3 protein-coding genes and 1 pseudogene are annotated in these 3,465 nt (G+C 68.1%); 1 reads left to right on the top strand and 3 read right to left on the bottom strand.

From position 1 onward, the window contains the following. Nucleotides 1-1,414 (top strand): tetratricopeptide repeat protein (locus tag AC1VAN_RS20100; protein ID WP_480986565.1); only part of this gene is annotated, 1,414 nt, incomplete at its 5' end. Here the strand turns inward: AC1VAN_RS20100 and AC1VAN_RS20095 are convergent. The 3 genes and pseudogenes from AC1VAN_RS20095 to AC1VAN_RS20085 all read right to left on the bottom strand — a co-directional run bounded on the left by AC1VAN_RS20095 (nucleotide 1,383) and on the right by AC1VAN_RS20085 (nucleotide 3,412). Further along, entirely contained in the window at nucleotides 1,383-1,871 is a 489-nt protein-coding gene (locus AC1VAN_RS20095; protein ID WP_480986564.1) for a serine hydrolase domain-containing protein, read from the bottom strand. The two genes, AC1VAN_RS20100 and AC1VAN_RS20095, sit on opposite strands and share 32 nt — an antisense overlap. 110 nt (nucleotides 1,872-1,981) lie before the next feature. Then, nucleotides 1,982-2,224, bottom strand: a pseudogene (locus AC1VAN_RS20090) (serine hydrolase); the annotation flags it as partial. A 204-nt stretch (nucleotides 2,225-2,428) separates the two neighbouring features. Beyond that, entirely contained in the window at nucleotides 2,429-3,412 is a 984-nt protein-coding gene (locus AC1VAN_RS20085) for a tetratricopeptide repeat protein (protein ID WP_442251531.1), read from the bottom strand. Between the last annotated feature and the right edge of the window lie 53 nt (nucleotides 3,413-3,465).

Genomic DNA, 3,465 nt, shown 5'->3' with positions numbered 1-3,465 from the left:
GGCTGCACAGGTGTGGGCACCTGCAGTGGTTGGGGAGGATGCGATCAGCCAGCGGGTCAAGCTGTTGCGGCAGGCGCTGGGTGATGACAGCCGACGCCCGCGCTACATCCGTTCGGTACGCGGGCGCGGCTATCAGTTGTGTGCAGTGCCGACCATCGCACCGCCGGCAGCGGCGGTGCCCATTACCGCGCACCGGAAGAAATGGCCATGGCTTGCAGGTGCCGGTGTCGTCGTTCTCGCCGCTGCCGCCTCGTTCTGGCCGCGCGCGCCGGCGGCCGGTGGCCCGCTGCCGTTGCTGCAGCGCGCCGACTATTACGCCAGCATCGGCCAGGCCAGCAACAACGAGCGCGCCATCGCCCTGTACCGGCAGGCATTGCAGGTGGACCCTGATTCCAGTCCGGCGCGGCGCGGCCTGTCACGAGCGTTGTCCGCACAGGGCTGTCTGTTCAATGGATCGCCCGAGCAGGTCCGGGAAGGGCTGGCGCTGGCCAACATCGAACGTGATCTCGCGCCGCAGGAGGGTGCTGTGTACGCGCTTCGAGGTTATGCCTACGACTGCCTCGGGCAGATGCCGCAGGCCATTTCCGAATACGAGCGGGCGATCGCGCTGGATCCGGGCGACGAGCGCACCCGTGCCTCGCTCGCCTACCTGCACCAGGAGCGCGGCCACCTTGCCCTGGCCCTGCGTGCCAATCTTGCATTGACGGCGCCCGAGCGCCTGCGCTTCCGTGATGTGCAGGTGGCGCGCGAACTGGAGCTGCTCGGTTTCACTCACGCGGCCGCGCAGCGCCACGCGCGTAATTTCCAGCTGTATCCGGACAACGTCTTCGCCAACATCGCCTGGCCGCGCAGTCTGTTCGCGGCAGGTGACCCGGGCCGGGCGAGGCAGGCGTTGACCGAGGCGCTGGCACGCGGCACGCCACATCCGCAGTTGCTGCGGCTGCAGGGCGAACTGGCGCTGCTGGCGGGCGATCACGCCGGTGCTGCCGATGCCTTCGAGCGCGGGCGGCAGCTGCGTCCACAGCAATCGCTCGGTCAATCGCTGGCGGCCTTGTACGCGCAGCCCGCGGCATCGCCGGAGTGGGTGGCGTCGCGTCTTGCAATGTTGCAGGCGCAGCGCGGCGACGGGTGGTCCGATGCCGCGCTTGAGCGGGCCCTGCTGCTGCAGGCGCAAGGCGACCCGGAGGCTGCCGTCACCGCGCTGCAACAGGCGGTCGATGATGGCTTCCGCGATGCGGCGTGGTTGCGCTCCACGCCGCTGTTTGCGTCCCTGCACGAAGCGCCCGGCTGGGCGCCGCTGCTGGCGCGCATCGATGCCGATATCGGCCGCCAGCGTGCGCAGGTGCTGGCGGCCGACTGGCGTCCCGCCGGGCTGGCCGACCTCAGCGCAGCGCCGGCAGCAGGAATTCGGTGAGAATGCGGCGCGACTGCGGGTGAGCGATGCTGCGGTTGTAGGCCTGGCTGGTCACCACCGCGACGGCGCGCTGTTGCGGCAGCAGGAACACGTAGTTGCCGCCGTTGCCGGACATCGCCCATACGGTCTGTGGCTGGCCACCGACAGTCAGTTTCAGGCCCCACCATTGATAGCCGTAATCGCTGCCGTCGCCGGCCGTTGCCTGCGGTGACAGCATCGCGGCGACGTAGTCGCGTGGAACCAGCTGGCGCCCCTGCCAACGACCGCCATCAAGCACGAGCTGGCCGAGGCGGGCCAGGTCCCGGCTGCGGTAGCGTGTGCCGCCTCCGCCCATGCCGATGCCCTCGGGGGAACGGTTCCACTGGCTGTGGGTGATGCCCAGTGGTCGTTCCAGTGCATGGGCTGCGTAATCGGCCAGCGGTTGTCCGGTCGCACGTTCCAGTACCGCGCCGAGCACGCCTCGTGGCCGGCCGAGAACGGGTTCTCGTCGTCGCACTCCCACAGCGTGCTCATCGCCAACAGGTCCTCCACCGTCGTGCCACGCAGGCGGGGGTCCACGTCGTGGTGGGCGACGAAGGCCGGGAAGTAGTCGTACACCTTCGCGCGAACGCCCGGCAGCCGGCCGTCGCCGATCGCTGCGCCGACCAGCAGGGCGGTCACGCTTTTGCTGGCCGAGCGCACGTCGTGCAGGGTCTGCGCATCGGCACCGTTGAAATAGCCCTCGTACACGACCTGTCCATCAACCTGCAGCAGCACGCTGCGGATCTGTTTCAGCTCATCGCTGGCAATGGCCTGCTCCAGCGCGCGCATGCGGCCGGGATCTGGGTGGGCAGGGCCTGCGATGCAGGGGAGGGCGTACAGGCACAGCAGCAGGGTGGACACAGGCAGCGGCGAACGCATGATCGGACTCCATCGAAAGGAGTGTCGATTCGGCCAGAGGGCTGGCTGAAGTGCTGGAAGGACGCCTGAAGAATTCTGAAAGCCTTGTACCGTAAGGGCTGCAGCGCCCTGCCGTCATGCGTCCGCTTGTTCGTGACCCAGCCACCACACCTGGCCCGGCTGCGGACCCTGCTGCGGGTGCTCACGGTGTTCGATCGCATCGAGCGTGCGCCCGGTGCCTGCCGCGGCCCAGGCCGACATCAGTTTTTCGACCGCAGCGCGGCCCTGTGCGGCAATACCTAGATTGCGCTCGCGCACCCAGCCGCTGTCATCCTCGTGGCTGTCGTCATCGTGCTGGTGCGGTGTCCCATAGCTGCAGCGCAGGCACAGGTGACGTACCGAATGGGTCCAGTCTTCAACCAGGCTGATGCCGGGCAACGTCATTGCGCGCAGCGCGGCGATGTCGTCCGGCGAACCGCATTGCACGAACACGGCGTAGGTCGCCATGTCCGACTGCTGCAGGCGCTGCATGGCATTGAACACCGGTACTTCGCGATCGCCGTAGGTCCGGCGCCCGGTGGAGGCGCCGTCGTGCAGCACGATGTCGCCGAAGCGGAACCCGCTCTCCGCAAGCGGCACGTTTTCCAGCCGCGCGCGTACCGGATCGAGCCGGCGCATGTACACGGTCTCGCCGCTGGACCACGGATTCAGGCGAACACAGGCAACACCGAAATTGCCGTTGATCGGGCCTTCGCCCTCGGGGAGGGTGATGCCGCAGCGGGTCCATTGCCGGCGCGCCTCGGCCCAGTCGCCGGCGCCGGTGGCGGCAATTCCCGCATTCCACGCGGTCGCCTCATCGACTTCATCGCGCAGCTGCTCGGAGCGGAGATTGTCCTGCAGCGACAACGCCCACTCGCGCAGGTACTTGTGTGCCAGCCCGCGCATGTAGTGCAGGTGGGGGATGTCGGGTGTCCATTCGACGAGCTGGCCGAACAGGATTGCTGCGTCAGCCAGGTCGCCCGCATCAAAGGCTGCATAGGCGCGGGCCTCCAGCGCCTGCAGCTTTTCGAGGGTTTCGTCGTCCAGCAGCTCGCCGTCTGCGTCGTGGTCTGCGGTCATGTCCGTGTGCCAGTGAAGATCCAGCGCCACCTTAGCTCAGGCAGGTCGTGTGT

The organism is Stenotrophomonas sp. 05L44_2 (genome assembly GCF_056665995.1).
Note: the sequence above shows the minus strand (reverse complement) of the source record. Positions and strands in the feature narration are given on the sequence as shown.

Bases quoted from the DNA above. Each gene is read 5' to 3' on its own strand.
- AC1VAN_RS20085 (WP_442251531.1), bottom strand. From the start codon at position 3,412: ATGACCGCAGACCACGACGCAGACGGCGAGCTGCTGGACGACGAAACC.